We start from the raw sequence: 13,318 nt of genomic DNA on the forward strand, positions 1-13,318 counted from the left end.
GCTACCCGCATGAAAGCCATTCATAACCCCGCAAACCACGGGTAGTGCGGGAGGAGTGTCCCCCACAATCGCAGTTGTCGCACATCAGAAGAAGATCCTCGGCGCCGGGCTGGACCGGCTGCGCGTGCTGCTCACCGAGCGGGACGTCGGAGAGCTGATCTGGCACGAGGTGCCCAAGAGCAAGAAGGCGCCCAAGAAGGTGCGCAAGGCCCTGGAGGCGGGCGCGGAGCAGGTGTTCGTCTGGGGCGGTGACGGCATGGTGCAACGGTGCGCCGACGCCATGGCCGGCTCCGGCGTGCCGATGGCGATCCTGCCCGCCGGCACGGCCAACCTGTTCGCCGGCAACCTGGGCATCCCCACCGACCTGGAGGAGTCCGTACGGATCGGCTTCGAGGGCCGCCGCGCCGAGCTGGACCTCGGGCTGCTCAACGGCGAGCACTTCGCGGTCATGGCCGGCGCCGGGTTCGAGGCCGAGATGATCGCCGAGGCCGACGGCAAGGCCAAGCGGAAGTTCGGCAGGCTCAGCTACGTCAAGGCCGCCGTCCGGCACGTCGGCGGGCCCCTGGTGCCGATGAAGGTCAAGGTCGACGGGGTCACCTGGTTCGAGGGCGAGGCGAGCTGCCTGCTGCTCGGCAACGTGGGCACGATCGCCGGCGGGATCGAGGCGTTCGACGACGCCCGGCCGGACGACGGCTGGCTGGAGGTCGGGCTGTCCACGGCCAAGGGGCCGATCCAGTGGGCCAGGGTGATGGGCAAGATGGCCGCCGGACGGTCGGAGGACTCGCCGTTCGTGCGCATCACCCGGGCGCGCAAGGTGACGGCCCGGTTCGGGTCGCCGCTGACGTACGAACTGGACGGGGGCGACCGCGAGGCCACCACCAAGCTCAAAGCCGAGGTGGCCCCGGGGGCGCTGACCGTCTGCCTGCCCTAGCCCGCGCGGGCGGCGTCCATGACCCGCCCGGCGTCGCGCTCGAAGGAGGCGCGGGCGCCGAGCGTCAGGAGGCCGCCCACGATCATGGGGACGACCAGCAGGTACATGCCGCCGATCAGCGAGCCGAACCGGTCGGAGGCGATGCCGACGACGAGCGAGCCGAACGCCCCGGCCGCCGTGATCAGCAGTTGCAGCACGGCGAAGCCGAGACCGCGCGCCGCGGCCGGGACGACGTCCGCCAGGCAGGCCGTCATGTTCGGGATCGCGATCGACATCAGCGAGCAGGCCAGCAGGACCAGCGCGGTCATCGGGCCGATCGAGTCCATGGCGAGCGCCCCGGCCAGCACCGCCGCGCCCGCGGTGATGCCGCCGCCGCCGGCCAGCAGCCTGCCGCCCTTGCGGGTGCCGTGCCACCGGCGGCCCAGCCAGGAGCCGACCAGGGTGCCGGCCAGCGTTCCCGCGATGGTGATCAGGCCGCTCAGCGAGCCGGCGGCGCCGACGCCGACGCCGTACTCGCGGACCATGAGGGTGGGCAGCCAGTAGAAGATGCCGGCCAGGCCGAGGGTGAGCAGGCCCAGCCCGGCGCACACGAACAGCAGCGTCGGGATGCGGATGACCTGCCCGAACTGCTGCCAGAAGGGCGCCTTGGGCGTCGCGGGCCGGGCTGCGGGCGGCTCGACGGCGGCTCCGGCCACCATCCGGTCCAGGTCGCCGCGGCCCGGCTCGCGCAGGAACCAGCAGAGCACCGCCGTGAGCACGCCGGGCACCACCATGACCAGGAACGCGGTGCGCCACGAGTACGCCTCGGCCAGCACGCCGCCCAGCAGCGTGCCGACGCCGCCGAGATAGGTCGTGACGCGGGTCAGCCCGTACGCCTTGGCCCGGCTGACCGGCGGGTAGTAGTCGGCGAGCAGGCTGCCGGCCGCCGGGTTGTCGATGTTCTCGGCCGCCGCGAGCAGCACCCGCATCAGGTAGAACATCACGAAGCCGGTGGCCAGGCCCGACCCGAGCGTGGCGACGGCCCACAGGAGGACGACCACCGCGATGATCCGCGTACGGCTGAACCGGTCGGCGAGGAAGCCCGCGGGCAGGGAGACGATCGCGGCCGCGAGCGCCGCGGCGGTGGGGATCGAGCCCGCGGCGGTGTCGCTGAACCCCCACTCCTTCTGGACGAGCGGCAGCACCCCCGACAGCAGGTTGTACTCGATCCGGTCCACGAGTCCGACGATGAAGAGCACGACCAGCGGCGCCCAGCCGAACGGCGCCCGGGTCTGCGCGTCGATGGCGCCGGCACGCGGCGATCCCAACGTCCTGACCATGCTCACCCTTCCAGTAGGAAAATCTAGAATGCTGTTCTAGGCGAACGTTCTAGACAGAGTGGCAGAAGTCACACGATTCGTAAATGGCCGTTTTCTGGGAAATTTCGCAGTTTGGGGCTCATGTACGGTGATCTGCATGAACGCTGCGCGGCTCACCGGGGCGATGCTGGTCGCCGGCACCACCTCCGACGCGGGCAAGAGCGTGGTGACCGCCGGGATCTGCCGCTGGCTGGCCCGTCAGGGCGTGCGCGTGGCGCCCTTCAAGGCCCAGAACATGTCGCTGAACTCCTACGTCACCGCCGGCGGCGCCGAGATCGGCCGCGCCCAGGCCATGCAGGCCCAGGCCGCCGGGCTCGAACCGGTCGCCGACATGAACCCCGTCCTGCTCAAGCCGGGCAGCGACCGCCGCAGCCAGGTCGTGCTCCTGGGCGAGCCCGTCGCCGACGTGGACGCCATGGAGTACGGCGCGCTGAAGGACCTCCTGCGGACCACCGCCCTCGCCTCCCTGGAACGGCTGCGCGCCAGGTACGACGTGGTGATCTGCGAGGGCGCCGGCAGCCCCGCCGAGATCAACCTGCGCCGCGGCGACATCGCCAACATGGGCCTGGCCAGGGCCGCCGGACTGCCCGTCGTCGTGGTCGGCGACATCGACAGGGGTGGCGTGTTCGCCGCCTTCCACGGCACGGTCGCGCTGCTGGACGCGGCCGACCAGGCCCTCGTCTCCGGCTTCGTCGTGAACAAGTTCCGGGGCGCCCGCGAGCTGCTCGAACCCGGCCTCGACATGCTCAGGAAGCTCACCGGCCGGTCGGTGTACGGCGTGCTGCCCTGGCTCGACGGCCTCTGGCTGGACGTCGAGGACTCCCTCGCGCTGGACTCCCGCCGGGTCGCGACCGGCCGGCCACTGGGCAGGCAGACGTTGCGCGTGGCGGTCGTCCGGCTGCCGCGCATCTCGAACTTCACCGACCTGGACGCGCTGGCCGCCGAGCCCGGTGTGGTGGTGCGCTTCGTGACCGACCCGGTCGAGCTGGACGACGCCGACCTGGTGGTGCTGCCGGGCTCGCGGGCCACGGTCGAGGACCTGGCCTGGCTGCGGCGTACCGGCCTGGCCGATGCCCTCCTCGCCCGGCGCGGGCCCGTCCTGGGGATCTGCGGCGGGTTCCAGATGCTCGGCCGGGAGATCGTGGACGAGGTGGAGTCGCGGGCGGGCCGGGTGGACGGGCTCGGGCTGCTGCCCGTGCGGGTCGAGTTCGCGCCGGACAAGCGGCTCGGACGGCCGGTCGGGCGGGCCTACGGGGAGCCGGTCAGCGCGTACGAGATCCACCACGGCCGGGCGACGGTCGAGGGCGGCGAACCCTTCCTGGACGGCTGCCGCGCCGGCGACGTGTGGGGCACCACCTGGCACGGCGCCCTGGAGAACGACGCCTTCCGGCGGGCGTTCCTGGCCGACGTCGCCGACCGGGCCGGGCGCGCCTTCGTCCCCGCCCCGGACACCGACTTCGCCCGTCTGCGCGAGGCCCGCCTCGACGCCCTGGGCGACCTGATCGAGCAGCACCTCGACACCGACGCCCTGCTGGGCCTGCTGCGCGACGGCCCCGCCCCGGTCCCCTACCTGCCGCCGGGCGCCCCCTCACCCTGATCCGGCACCACTTCCTGATCCGGTGGCGCCTCCTGATCCCGGGCCGTTCCCCGGTCCGGCGGCGTTTCCCCGTCCCGCGTGGAACGCTGGGCGGTGATCCAGGCGTCGATCTCCTCCCAGTGGGAGTACAGCCAGCGGACCTGGCTCTCCCGGTCCCGGGGCACCTCGGCCGCCGGCACCCGCCACCACTTGGCCGTGATCCGCGCCGCGTACGGCAGCCTGCGCCACACGTCGCCGATCGTGACGAGGTCGTCCAGGCCGGTGTGGGCGACGAAGATCACGTCGGCCTCCGGGCAGGCGGTGATCGCGGCGATGGCGCCGTTCGGCCGGGGCGGCAGCAGGTGGTCCATGCCGCGTGCCCGTTCCGCCTCCTCGGCCAGCCCCTTCTCCTCCAGCCGCCGGATCGCCAGCCGCCGCCGGCGTGGGGTGAAGTTGCCGCCCTCCGGGAAGATCACCAGCGCGTCGTGGTCGTCCATGGTCGTCGCCAGCCGCCGGATCTCCGCGACCACCCGTTCGCGGCCGGACCGGCGCGGCACGAAGGCGTTCGGCAGCCGGTTGACCACGACGTCGAGCGAGGGGTCGTACTGGAGGGCGGCCTTCATGACGATCCGGGGGCGGCGTTCGTACCGGGACAGCAGGAGATAGATCAGCAGGAAGGAGTCGCCCGGCCCGGCGTGCCGGGAGAGCACCACGACCGGGCGGCTCAGCCGGGCGGCGCGCTCCTGCGGGGTCGGCGGCGGCTCCTCGACGACCAGGGTCAGCCTGAAGATCCGCACGGCCACCGCGTAGACCTTCGACAGGAACCAGCGGATCAGCGCGTAGTGCCGCTCCTGGCGCCGGGCCCGTCCGAACGCCCCCGACAGCCACAGCCCGAGGCAGGCGATGAGCACCGCCGACTCCAGCGTCAGCCAGGCCGCCCCGAACCAGACGAACCGCAGCCCCCTGCGCTGCGGCGGCGGCAGCCGCAAGGAGGCCCCGAACGTGACCAGGAGCCACAACGGCAGCGTCACCAGCACGAGCACGGTGACCACGATCACGAGCGGCGCGAGGATGATCCGACGCACGATCCGCGGCGGGAGCATCGGCTGCCTCCCTTGGGTCAGCCCCCCTGAGGTTGGGTCTTCATCCTCCTATTGTCCGCAGATACCGAGAAGAAGCCTCGTACGCCCGGTCGATGTAGGTGGAGATCTGGGACAGGTCCCGGTAGCGCAACGGCGACAGCGGCTCACCGACCCCGGCAGGCAGCACGTGCACCTCCACCCCCGGCGGCAACGTGGCCATCTCCTCGGCGAACCGGTAGCGCCGCGCGATCTCGAACGCCACCATCCCCACCTCCCAGAACCGCCGGGGCGCGGTCAGCGGCCGCTCGATCCGGCCGACGTGCAGCACGTAGACCCGCCTGGCCCCGAGCTGCACGGCCCGGCCGACGGGGATGCTGTGCACCAGCCCGCCGTCGAAGAAGTGCTCCCCGTCGATCTTCACGGGCGGCAGCAGCCCCGGCACCGCGCACGACGCCAGCACCGCCTCCACCAGCGGCCCGCTGGTGAACCAGTGGGCCGCGGCCCGCTCGACCGAGGCCGCCACGCACTGGAACGGCACCGCGAGCTCCTCGATCAGCTCCGTGCGCACCGTCCCGGCCAGCACGTCCCGCAGGGGGCCGTTGGGGTGCAGGTGGGTGCCGGTCCTGGCCAGCGTGGACAGCCGGGCCACCCACGACCCGGCGAACGCCGTGCGCACGATGTCGGACCGCCACAGCGAGGTCAGCCGGTCGACCGCCCGCGCCGGGTCGGCGGCGATGAGCGCGCCGTTGAGCGCGCCCACCGACGTGCCGACGACCAGGTCGGGCTGGACGCCGAAGTCGTCGAGCGCCTGAAGCATGCCCACCTCGTGAGCACCGAGCACGCCACCGCCACCGAGCACGAACGCTGTCTTCACGCACCTCACCCTGCCCCATTTCCCGGCGCAGTGTCCTGGAAGGGAACCGGCGGCGACGCTATCGGACGCGGGCGCAGGTGGCGGGCACGTACCCCTTCGTGACCACGAGGCCGATCTCGTCGCGCGTGGGTTTGATGTTGACCTGGTACCAGTTGTAACCACTGGCCCCGCATTTGGGGGTGTACCCGTTGCTGCCGTTGCCTCTGAGGAACTGGCAGGAGGTGAGGACGCTGCCGGTCTTGCGTGTCTGCAGCACCTGCCCGTTGTTGAAGGCGAACTCGCGCACGCCCACGTTGGACCCCGTGATGACGATCTGGCGGCAGGCGGAGGCCGCGGGGGCCTGGCTCTGCGCCTGGGCGCTCGCGGGAACGGCCGCGAGGACGAACGCGGCGGCGAGCACCGACGCGCCGACGGTGGTGCGGGTGGTGAACATTTCGCTCCTTGTCCCGGAAGGAATTGCTTGTGTGGGGACGTACGGGAGCGAATGCGAAATGAGTTCAAAGATTTGCGAGAGATATAAGGAAAGTCCGGTTTCTGGAAACTGCTGTTTCTGGAAACGTCCGGAAAGCGGCTGTCGGATCGGCCCCGGGGTCAGTCGTGAAGGGCCAGCCGGATCCCGAACCCGACGATGACCACGCCGGTCACCCGGTCGAGGACCCGCCGTACGCGGGCCGACCGCAGGACGTCGCTCATCAGCGAGGCGAACCCGATCAGCACCGTGCTCCACAGCAGCCCTTCGGCCGCGTGCACCCCGGCCAGCAGCAGCCCCATCGCCGCGTGCGGCGCCCCGGCCGGGATGAAGTGCGGCAACATCGCCACGTAGAACGCCCCGACCTTGGGGTTGAGCAGGTTGGTGAGCAGCCCGCGCCGGAACCCCTTCCCGAACCCGAACGCGTGCTGCCCGTCCTCCTCCTCGCCGGCCCGCGCCTTGGCGAGGAGCATGCGCACCCCCATCCACACCAGGTACGCCGCCCCCGCCCAGCGCAGGACGTCGTAGGCCGGCCGCGAGGCCGCCAGCAGCGCCGACAGCCCCGCCGCGGTGAGCACGCCCCAGACGAGCGTGCCGAGCTGGATGCCCAGCACCACCCCCCAGGCGGCACGCCGGCCCACGAGCAGCGACGTGCGCAGGGTGAGAGCCGTGTCGAGCCCCGGCGTGATCGTCAGGAGCGCGACGACGGCAGCGAAGGACCAAACTGCCGCACTGATGTCCACAAGGGGTGAGCGTAGCGCTAGGGAATCAACAGCAACTTTCCGGTCGTACGCCGGGCGGCCAGGTCCTCGTGGGCCCGGCCCGCCTCGGCCAGCGGGTAGCGCTCGGACACGTTGATCCTGAGCTGCCCGGAGGAGATCCAGCCGAACAGGTCGGCGGCCCGCCAGAGCAGCTCCTCCCGCTCCGCGACGTAGTGGACGAGCGTGGGCCTGGTCAGGAAGAGCGAGCCGCTGCGGTTGAGCACCTGGGGGTCGATCGGCGGGACCGGGCCGCTGGCCGCGCCGTAGAGGGCCATGAGGCCGCGCGGACGCAGCGCCTCCAGACCGCCGTCGAAGGTGGTCTTGCCCACGCCGTCGTAGACCACGTGGATCCGGCCGCGCAACGCCTCGGCGAAGTCGTCGTAGTGCAGCACCTCGTCGGCGCCCGCCTCGCGGGCCAGCTTCTCCTTCTCCGGCGTGGAGACCGTGCTGTAGACCTTGGCGCCGCGCAGCTTGGCGAGCTGGATCAGCAACTGGCCCATGCCGCCGGCCCCGGCGTGCACCAGGACCTGGTGGCCCTCCTTGACCTCGTACGTCGAGTGGGTGAGGTAGTGGGCGGTCATGCCCTGGAGCATCGCCGCCGCCGCCACCTCGGCGGACACGCCGTCGGGCACCGGCACCAACCGGTCGGCCGGCACCACGGCCTTGTCCGCGTAGCTCCCCATCACGCCGGCCCAGGCCACGGTGTCGCCGACGGCCAACTCGTGCACCCCCGGGCCGACGGCCGAGACCACGCCCGCCCCCTCGGACCCGATCGGGCTCGGCAGGGAGAGCGGGTAGGCGCCGGAACGGTGGTAGATGTCGATGAAGTTGACCCCGCTGGCCGCGACGTCGACCACGACCTCCCCGTCGCCCGGCACCGGATCGGGACGCTCGACGTACTCGAGAACCTCTGGACCGCCCTGGGCGGAGACGATGATGGCATGCATCCCCCCAGTCAACTCCGCCCCGCCCGCCCACCGCCACCCTGACCCACCAAACCGCACCCCGCGCCCTTCCGCGCCCCGCGCCCTTCCGCGCCCCGCGCCCTTCCGCGCCCCGCGCCCTTCCGCGCCCCGCGCCCTTCCGCGCCCCGCGCCCTTCCGCGCCGCGCGCCCGCCAGTTGCGGCGCGTCGCTACGGGCGGCTCACCGGGGTGCCGAGTCGGGGGTGGGCGTGACGCGGGCCAGGGCGCCGGCCTCCAAGGCCACCCAGATCGCTCCGTCGGGCCCGACCGTCAGCCCGTGCGGCTCGCTGCCCTCGGCGGGGCTCGGGGCGCCCTCTCCGGCGGACGCGGACGGCGGCACCGAGGGCAGCGGGTGCTCCTCGATCGTGCCGTCGACCGTGATGCGGCCGAGCCGCCCGGTGGCCCACTCGGTGAACCAGAGCGCGCCGTCGGGACCGGCCACGATGGCGTGCGGACGGCAGGCGCGATCGGGCAACGGGAACTCGGTGATCTTCCCGGCCGGATCGATCCGGCCGACCTGCCCGGCGCCGATCTCCACGAACCACACCGCCCCGTCCGGCCCCAGCGTGATGCCCACGGGGGCGGCCCCCTCGGTCGGCAGCGGATGCACGGTGACCTCCCCGGACAACGAGATCCGGCCGACGGCGTGGCCCTGGTTGATCGTGAACCAGAGCGCGTCGTCGCTGCCCACCGTGATGAAGGCGGGCATCCCGCCCTCCACCGGCACGTCGAAGTCGGACCGCTCGCCCGCGCCGCCGATGCGCCCGATGCGCCCGCTGCCCATCTGGGTGAACCACATCGCCCCGTCGGGCCCGGCGACGATCCCGTACGGCGAGTCGGCCGCGTACGCGGTGACCTGGCCGTCGCCGGTGATGCGGCAGACCCGGCCGCCCTTGCCCTCGGTGAACCACATCGCGCCGTCGTGGCCGGGCACGATCACGCCGGGCTGCCCGTCGGCCGGGTCGAGCTGGTGGATCACCGGCTCGCGCCCCGGCACCAGCCTGCCGACGCGGCCCTGGTGCACGAGCGTGAACCAGAGCGCGCCGTCGGCGGCGGTGGCCACGCCGTAGGGCGCGCCTTCGGGAATCATGGTCAACATACGTGTCCCCCTGTCAGTCGGATCTCGGTGCCTGAGAAATGCCGTCTCAGCGCGCGGTCGTGGGTGATCATGACCACCGCCCCGGGGTAGGCGGCGAGCGCGTGGTCGAGCTCGTCGGCCAGGGTCGGCGACAGGTGGTTGGTCGGCTCGTCGAGCAGCAGCAGGTCGTGTTCCCGGATCAGCAGCCTGGCCAGCGACAGCCGGCGCCGCTGGCCGACCGAGAGCGCGCCCACCTTCTGGCCGAGCACGTGCGGCGGGAAGAGGCCGGTGTCCAGCAGGGCCGCGCGACGCTCGTCGGCGTAGCCGTCGTGGCCGAGCGCGGCCGGCACGGGCAGGCCGGGGTCGAAGTCGTCGTCCTGGGGGAGGTGGCCGGCCCGGCACGCGGCGCGCTCGGCCATGATCCGCAACAGCGTCGACTTGCCCGCGCCGTTGGGCCCGCTCACCAGCACCCGCTCGCCCGGCCGGACGGTCAGCGACTCGACGTGGAGCCGGTCGCCGACGTGGACGTCGCGCAGCTCCACCAGTGGCCGGGGCGTGCCGGGACCGTCGCCCGCCGGGGCGGGACCGCGGAAGGCGGCCCGGAAGCGGAGCGGGGCCGGCGGACGCGGGACCGGGTCCTCCTCCAGGCGGCGCAGGCGCTCGTGGGCGTTGCGCACCCGGGCCGCCACCGAGCTCTGGACGCGGCCCGCGTTGCGGTCGTAGGCCATCTTGTTGTTGTCCTTCATGGCCCGCCCGGCCGCCACGCGGTGAGCGGTGGTGGCGGCGTGCTCGCGCACCTGCCGGACCTCCTCGCGCCAGGCCGCGTACGCCTGCTCCCACCGCGCCCGCGCCGCCGCCTTGGCGGCCAGGAAGCCGGTGTGGCCGCCGCCGAAGCGGGTGACGACCCCCTCCTCGACCTCCAGGACGGCGGTGGCCACCCGGTCGAGGAAGATCCGATCGTGCGAGACCACGACGACTGGCCCCCGGTGCCCGCGCAGCCGCTCTTCGAGCCAGGTCAGCGCGGGCTCGTCGAGGTGGTTGGTCGGCTCGTCGAGCAGCAGCGTGGCGGGGTCGGCGGCCAGCACGCAGGCCAGCCCCAGCCGGGCGCGCTCGCCGCCCGACAGGCTCGACAGCACCCGGTCGCGGGTGACTTGGGCCAGGCCGAGGCCGTGGAAGGCCCTGTCGATGCGCGCGTCGGCCTCGTAGCCGCCGCGCGCCTCGTAGGCGGTCAGCAGCTCGCCGTATTCGTCCATGGCGTCGTCGGTGAGCGACGACTCCAGCTCGCGCAGCCGCCGCTCCATGGCCCGCAGGCCGGCCAGCGCGTGGTCGACCGCCTGCCGGACGGTGTGGCCGAGCGGCAGGCCGAGGGTCTGGCCGAGGTGGCCGACGTCGCCGGTGACGGTGATCTCGCCGTCGTCGGGCCGCTCGACGCCCGCCAGCAGCCTGAGCAGCGTGGACTTGCCGGAGCCGTTCTCGCCGACGACGGCCACGCGCTCGCCGGGCCCCACGGACAGGGACACCTCGGTGAGCACGGCGCGGTCGCCGTACGACTTGCTGAGCTTGCGGACGTTGATCAGGATGGAACTCCAATCGCAACTGTTGTAGCTTTAGTTTGGCACAGGTCGAGCCGTAAAAGCAACTGGAGTAGTTTTTGGAGACGAGCAGGCGTCCGGGAGGGCGCAGCGCGCGGGTGCGCGACGCCGTGCGCCAGGCGACCCTGGCCGAGCTGGCCGCCCACGGGTTCCGCGGCCTGACGGTCGAGAACGTGGCCGAGCGGTCGGGCGTGCACAAGACCACCGTCTACCGGCGGTGGGGCAGCGTGGAGGGCCTGATCTCCGACGCCTTGGAGCTGGCCAAGGACGAGCCGTGGCCGATCCCCGACACCGGCAGCGTCGAGGGCGACCTGCGGGGGGTCGTCCAGCTCGTCCGCAGCGGGTTCGCCGACCCGGAGATGGGGCCGGTGTCGTCGGCGTTCGTGGCGGCGGCCGTCCAGGACCCGCAGGCGGCGCGGGCCCTGCACGAGTTCTTCGCCGCGCGGCACGACCAGTCGGCCGAGGTGGTCCGGCGGGCGATCGCCCGTGGCGAGCTGCCCGACGTCGTCGACGTGCGGGAGGTGATCAGGGTGGCCGTCGCCCCGGTCTACTACCGGCTGTTCGTGGCGCACGAGCCGGTGAGCGAGCGGGACGCCGACCGCGCCGCCGACGCCGCCCTGGCCGCCGCCCGCGCCGGGGTCCTCTGAGCGTCCCCGATCAGGCCGGCGACCGGCAGCGTCCGGTCAGCGGCGGCGACCGGCAGCGTCCGGTCGGCGGCGGCGGGCGGCAGGGCCCGTCAGTGGCTGAGGCCGGAGGGGCCGGTCAGCGGCGGCGGACCGAGAGGGCCGTCAGTGTGGGCGGGTGCGGAATCGGTTCAGGAAGCGCCGGGCCTTCTCCTGGTTCTGCGGGTCGCGGGCCATGCGCTTGGCCTTCTCAACGTTCTGCCTGCCTTCAGGGCTGCGCAGGTACGCGCGCACCCGGTCCATGAGCTTCGCCATCCGCATCCCCTACCCCGATGGCCGTCATGAACGCGGGCCCGCCTGGGGTTCCTTCTGCCCCCGCAGCTCGAAGTCGTCGAAGGTCAGCTTCAGCGACGACTCGCTGTCCTTGGGCGTACGCGCGAACAGCCCGACGTGCCCGTTGCCGAGCCCGTTGGGGTCGTCGGCCTGCGCCACCCGCTTGTCGTTCACCCACATCGTCAGCCGCACCGCCGCGCCGCGCTGCTCGCACGAGGCCACGATGCGCACGCGTCCCTCCGGCTTGGCCACCTTGGCGGGCTGGGTCAGCGTGCCGCCCGCGCCGTCGTACACGCGGCGGATCCGCGCGTTCCCCTGGAGGTCGAGGCCGAACTCGTAGTAGGTGTCGTCGTCGTCGGAGTCGTGGCAGTAGACGCCGTACTCGCCGTTGCCCGCGGACTCCCGGATCTCGGCGGTGACGCCGACGACCACCGACGACGGCAACATCGGCGTGGGCGTGGCCGAGGGATCGGGCGTGGTCGTGGGGGTGGCGACGAGGAAGGGGATCGGGGCCTTGGCCCGCTGCTCCTCGCGGCCGTCCGCCACGTCGAGCCCGTACGTGCCGTCCGTGCGGTAGCCCTTGCTGCCCGTGGTGGTGGGGTCGTACGTGCCGAGCCAGCCGCCGGAGGTCTGCGTGAAGTCCTCGCGGTACAGGACGCCCAGGTCGTCGGGGGGCCCGCCCGGGGTGAGCATCGCCCAGGCGGCCACCGAGCCCGCCACGAGCACCGCCGCGGCGGCCGCGCCGATTCCGAGCAGCCTGCCGCGCCGCTTCGCCGCCGTTCCGGCCGCCGTGTTGGCCGGGGGCGCGACCTCGGTGAACGGCGTGGTGGCCTGCTGCCAGGCCACCTGCACGGTGTGTGCCGCCTGCGCGGGCGCCGCCGAGCGGCCCACGAGGTGGTCGAGGAGCTGCTGCGCGGTGGGCCGCATGGCCGGGTCCTTGCGCAGCGCGGCCCCGACCAGCTCGCGCAGGCCGGGGTCGACGTCGTCAAGGCCGGGCTCGGTGTTGAGCACCTGGTAGACGATGGCGGGCAGCGTGTCGCCGCCGAACGGCGCCCGTCCGCTCGCCGCGAACGCGATCAGGCAGCCCCACGAGAACACGTCGCAGGCGGGCGAGACCGGCTCGCCGCGCAGCACCTCGGGCGCCATGTACCGGGGCGTGCCGACCAGCTCGCCGGTGCCGGTGACGCCGCCCAGCGTGTCGAGCGCCCGCGCGATGCCGAAGTCGATCACGCGCGGCCCGACGGGGGACAGCAGCACGTTCGACGGCTTGAGGTCGCGGTGGACCACCCCGGCGCCGTGGATGGCGGTGAGCGCGGTGGCCACGCCGACGGCCAGGGCGTCGAGGCTGGACCCGCGCAGCGGCCCCGACCGGCGTACGGCCTCCTCCAGGTTGGGGCCGGGCACGTACTCGGTGACGACGTAGAGCAGGTCGCCGTCGAGCGCGGCCTCGATCACCGCGGCGGTGCAGAACCTGCGTACGCGGCGAGCGGCGTCGGCCTCCCGGCGGAAGCGCATCCTGAACTGCTCGTGCTGGCTGAGTTCCGGATTGATCACCTTGATGGCGACCTGCTGCCCGGCCGGGTCCTCGGCGAGGTGGACGGTGCCCATGCCGCCTCGCCCGAGCACGCTCAGCAGCCGGTAGCGCCCGATCTGGGATATATCACCGCTCACGGCGGGT

13 protein-coding genes are annotated in these 13,318 nt (G+C 73.1%); 3 read left to right on the forward strand and 10 right to left on the reverse strand.

Annotation, left to right across the window (positions count from 1 at the left end; all coding sequences use genetic code 11):
* Nucleotides 1-55: 55 nt before the first annotated feature.
* Nucleotides 56-931 (forward strand): diacylglycerol kinase family protein, encoded by an 876-nt coding sequence (locus ABZ815_RS33250; protein WP_357704992.1) that lies wholly within the window; start codon nucleotides 56-58, stop codon nucleotides 929-931.
* Here ABZ815_RS33250 and ABZ815_RS33255 read toward each other — a convergent pair.
* Entirely contained in the window at nucleotides 928-2,250 is a 1,323-nt protein-coding gene (locus ABZ815_RS33255; protein ID WP_357704995.1) for an MFS transporter, read from the reverse strand. The genes ABZ815_RS33250 and ABZ815_RS33255 overlap by 4 nt on opposite strands.
* 136 nt (nucleotides 2,251-2,386) lie before the next feature.
* On the opposite strand from ABZ815_RS33255, the gene ABZ815_RS33260 reads away from it, so the two are divergent.
* A complete protein-coding gene (locus tag ABZ815_RS33260) occupies nucleotides 2,387-3,886 on the forward strand; it encodes a cobyric acid synthase (RefSeq protein WP_357704997.1) in 1,500 nt (499 codons plus the stop codon).
* On the opposite strand, the gene ABZ815_RS33265 is transcribed toward ABZ815_RS33260, so the two are convergent.
* The 7 genes from ABZ815_RS33265 to ABZ815_RS33295 all read right to left on the reverse strand — a co-directional run bounded on the left by ABZ815_RS33265 (nucleotide 3,856) and on the right by ABZ815_RS33295 (nucleotide 10,624).
* Nucleotides 3,856-4,968, reverse strand: coding sequence for a 1-acyl-sn-glycerol-3-phosphate acyltransferase (locus tag ABZ815_RS33265; protein WP_357704999.1), 1,113 nt, complete (start codon nucleotides 4,966-4,968; stop codon nucleotides 3,856-3,858). The genes ABZ815_RS33260 and ABZ815_RS33265 overlap by 31 nt on opposite strands.
* Before the next feature lie 40 nt (nucleotides 4,969-5,008).
* Nucleotides 5,009-5,821: a patatin-like phospholipase family protein gene (locus tag ABZ815_RS33270; RefSeq protein WP_357705002.1), complete on the reverse strand. Its 813-nt coding sequence runs from the start codon at nucleotides 5,819-5,821 to the stop codon at nucleotides 5,009-5,011.
* Nucleotides 5,822-5,879: 58 nt separating this feature from the next.
* The gene (locus tag ABZ815_RS33275; RefSeq protein WP_357705004.1) at nucleotides 5,880-6,254 is read right to left on the reverse strand and encodes a hypothetical protein; all 375 of its coding nucleotides are present in this window, start codon (nucleotides 6,252-6,254) and stop codon (nucleotides 5,880-5,882) included.
* 158 nt (nucleotides 6,255-6,412) lie between these two features.
* Nucleotides 6,413-7,033 carry a LysE family translocator gene (locus ABZ815_RS33280; protein WP_357705006.1) on the reverse strand — a complete coding sequence of 207 codons (621 nt, stop codon included), beginning with the start codon at nucleotides 7,031-7,033 and terminating at the stop codon, nucleotides 6,413-6,415.
* Between the two features lie 17 nt (nucleotides 7,034-7,050).
* The gene (locus tag ABZ815_RS33285) at nucleotides 7,051-7,998 is read right to left on the reverse strand and encodes a quinone oxidoreductase (RefSeq protein ID WP_357705008.1); all 948 of its coding nucleotides are present in this window, start codon (nucleotides 7,996-7,998) and stop codon (nucleotides 7,051-7,053) included.
* A 197-nt stretch (nucleotides 7,999-8,195) separates the two neighbouring features.
* Nucleotides 8,196-9,113 carry a virginiamycin B lyase gene (locus ABZ815_RS33290; RefSeq protein ID WP_357705010.1) on the reverse strand — a complete coding sequence of 306 codons (918 nt, stop codon included), beginning with the start codon at nucleotides 9,111-9,113 and terminating at the stop codon, nucleotides 8,196-8,198.
* Nucleotides 9,107-10,624, reverse strand: a complete 1,518-nt coding sequence (locus tag ABZ815_RS33295; protein ID WP_357705012.1) for an ABC-F family ATP-binding cassette domain-containing protein — start codon at nucleotides 10,622-10,624, stop codon at nucleotides 9,107-9,109. The genes ABZ815_RS33290 and ABZ815_RS33295 overlap by 7 nt, the downstream gene beginning before the upstream one ends.
* 119 nt (nucleotides 10,625-10,743) lie before the next feature.
* Here ABZ815_RS33295 and ABZ815_RS33300 point away from each other — a divergent pair, with 119 nt between their 5' ends.
* A complete protein-coding gene (locus ABZ815_RS33300; protein WP_357705015.1) occupies nucleotides 10,744-11,331 on the forward strand; it encodes a TetR/AcrR family transcriptional regulator in 588 nt (195 codons plus the stop codon).
* Between the two features lie 141 nt (nucleotides 11,332-11,472).
* On the opposite strand, the gene ABZ815_RS33305 is transcribed toward ABZ815_RS33300, so the two are convergent.
* Both ABZ815_RS33305 and ABZ815_RS33310 read right to left on the reverse strand, forming a co-directional pair.
* Nucleotides 11,473-11,622 (reverse strand): hypothetical protein, encoded by a 150-nt coding sequence (locus ABZ815_RS33305; protein WP_357705018.1) that lies wholly within the window; start codon nucleotides 11,620-11,622, stop codon nucleotides 11,473-11,475.
* A 24-nt stretch (nucleotides 11,623-11,646) separates the two neighbouring features.
* Entirely contained in the window at nucleotides 11,647-13,311 is a 1,665-nt protein-coding gene (locus ABZ815_RS33310; protein WP_357705020.1) for a serine/threonine-protein kinase, read from the reverse strand.
* Nucleotides 13,312-13,318: the final 7 nt, after the last annotated feature.

The organism is Nonomuraea sp. NPDC047529 (assembly GCF_040642995.1).
Taxonomy (GTDB): Bacteria; Actinomycetota; Actinomycetes; order Streptosporangiales; family Streptosporangiaceae; genus Nonomuraea.

What these genes read in the sequence shown, in the direction of transcription:
- ABZ815_RS33275 (WP_357705004.1), bottom strand. Translation starts at nt 6,254, where the DNA reads ATGTTCACCACCCGCACCACCGTCGGCGCGTCGGTGCTCGCCGCCGCG.
- ABZ815_RS33265 (WP_357704999.1), bottom strand. Translation starts at nt 4,968, where the DNA reads ATGCTCCCGCCGCGGATCGTGCGTCGGATCATCCTCGCGCCGCTCGTG.
- ABZ815_RS33285 (WP_357705008.1), bottom strand. Translation starts at nt 7,998, where the DNA reads ATGCATGCCATCATCGTCTCCGCCCAGGGCGGTCCAGAGGTTCTCGAG.
- ABZ815_RS33305 (WP_357705018.1), bottom strand. Translation starts at nt 11,622, where the DNA reads ATGGCGAAGCTCATGGACCGGGTGCGCGCGTACCTGCGCAGCCCTGAA.
- ABZ815_RS33255 (WP_357704995.1), bottom strand. Translation starts at nt 2,250, where the DNA reads ATGGTCAGGACGTTGGGATCGCCGCGTGCCGGCGCCATCGACGCGCAG.
- ABZ815_RS33260 (WP_357704997.1), top strand. Translation starts at nt 2,387, where the DNA reads ATGAACGCTGCGCGGCTCACCGGGGCGATGCTGGTCGCCGGCACCACC.
- ABZ815_RS33290 (WP_357705010.1), bottom strand. Translation starts at nt 9,113, where the DNA reads ATGTTGACCATGATTCCCGAAGGCGCGCCCTACGGCGTGGCCACCGCC.